The sequence below is a fragment of the Micromonospora sp. ATA51 genome, from assembly GCF_016802855.1.
In the GTDB taxonomy this organism is placed as follows: Bacteria; Actinomycetota; Actinomycetes; order Mycobacteriales; family Micromonosporaceae; genus Micromonospora; species Micromonospora sicca.
Genome location: NZ_JAEVHJ010000634.1, coordinates 1 through 1602 on the forward strand (window position 1 = coordinate 1; position 1602 = coordinate 1602).

Sequence of the window (1602 nt, forward strand, 5' to 3'; positions counted from 1 at the left end):
CCCGGTCGGGGCGGCGGGCTGTCGCGGGGTGGTCGGCCAGGCCGGTGCGGGCGCGATCGGCCAGGCGGCCGGACGTCACTACGCCGGTCCGCGGCGTCGTCGAAGATCGGACCGCGGGGGCGCGGCGACCAGCCCTGCCCAGCCTCCGCCGGGGCGTCGTCGGGCGCCGCCGACGACAGGTACGCCGGGCCGGTGGCCGGTGGAGCGGGCAGGGTCGCGCCGGTGTCCGTCGCGGACTCCGGCGAGCCGCCGGCGCCGGGCGAGTCGGCGGTTACGGCCCGGTCCGCGGCGGCGGCCTCATCGGTGCCGGTGGGCCGGTCGGGGGTACGCGCCTGCCCGGTGGCGGTGGACCGGTCGCCGGTACGGGATCGTCCGGTGGCGGCATCGGCGGTCGGCGACTGTCCGGTCGCGGTGGCCGAGGGGAGGTCGCTCGGTGTCGAGGAGGAGAAGGCCGTCGGCAGGTCGGTGCCGGCGACGGAGGGCGCCACGTCGGCCGGCCGGTCGGCCAACGGTGTGGGGCGGGTGCGGCCCGGTGCGCCGTTCGATGTCGGGCGCCCGGTCTCCGGTGCGGCGTCGGCCGAGGTCGGCGTCGGGGCGGTGGTCGTCAGCCCGGCCGCCCCGCTGGCGGCCGACCGCGGCTTGCGGGCCGCTTCGGCCGGCTCGTCGACGACGCCGCAGAGGCCGACCGGGACCCGGCGGACGAGCCGGACCGGGACCGTCGGCCGTCGGCGGCCGTACCGGGCGACCGGGCCGGGGCCACCCCGTCCGGCATCTCGGCTTCCGGTCCGGGCGCGGCGGTCTCCGGCATGCGTGCCGGCGCCTCGACATCGGGCGTGGCCGCGCTGTCCGTGGGCGTGCCGGCCGACAGCGGGACCCCCGGGTCACGAGTCTCGACGTCGGCCGCGGGCATCGCCGTCCCGGCCGACTGCGCGGTCCTCGCCGTGCCGGCCGAGGGAGCGGATGCCGCTGTCTCGACCGAGGAATCGGCGGTCGCCGTTCCTGGCCTGGGTGCCGTGACCTGGGTCGAGGGGCGGGGGGTCGCCGTCTCGAGCGGCGCTACCTCGGTCGAGGGGTCGGGGGTCGCCGTCCCGGGCGTGGGTGCCGTCACCTGGCTCGATGGGCCGGGGTCCGCCGTCCCCGGCGTGGGCGCCGCTGGAGCCGGCGTCACTGTCCCGGCCGCGGTCGTGGCGGCTCGCGTCGCCTGCGGCGTCGTCGTCCGGCCGGCGGCGACCACGTCGACGGCCGAGATGCGCCTCGCCGACGAGAGTGGGGCGGGCGCCGGCAGGCTCTGGGTCGGGTCGTCGGCGTCCCGCTCGATCACCGGACCCGCCCCGATCGTGGCCGCCTGACCGGTGGTGCGGTCGGGGGTGCCGGCGTCGGGAGCCGGGGCACCGGCGAGACGCCCCGGGTCACGGTCGCCGGCCGAGACGGGAGCCGCGGTCGCGAGGTTGCCGTCGTCGATGGGCATCGCGGACCGGGTGGTGAGGTCGTGGTCGCCGGCGGGCAGCTCGTCCAGGCTCGGCCGAGCTACCGAGTGCCAGCGCAGCGCATACGCCGACGTCACACGGCCTTCGACACCGGTAACCTGACATGCCCCAAATC

At 78.8% G+C, this 1602-nt stretch carries 1 protein-coding gene and 1 pseudogene; one reads left to right on the forward strand and one right to left on the reverse strand.

The features are described from left to right. Positions 1–509 (reverse strand): annotated as a pseudogene (locus tag JNW87_RS38535) (hypothetical protein); the annotation flags it as partial. A 297-nt stretch (positions 510–806) separates the two neighbouring features. Between JNW87_RS38535 and JNW87_RS38540 the strand changes: the two are divergent. Further along, positions 807–1349 (forward strand): hypothetical protein, encoded by a 543-nt coding sequence (locus JNW87_RS38540; protein WP_238455454.1) that lies wholly within the window; start codon positions 807–809, stop codon positions 1347–1349. Positions 1350–1602 lie beyond the last annotated feature (253 nt).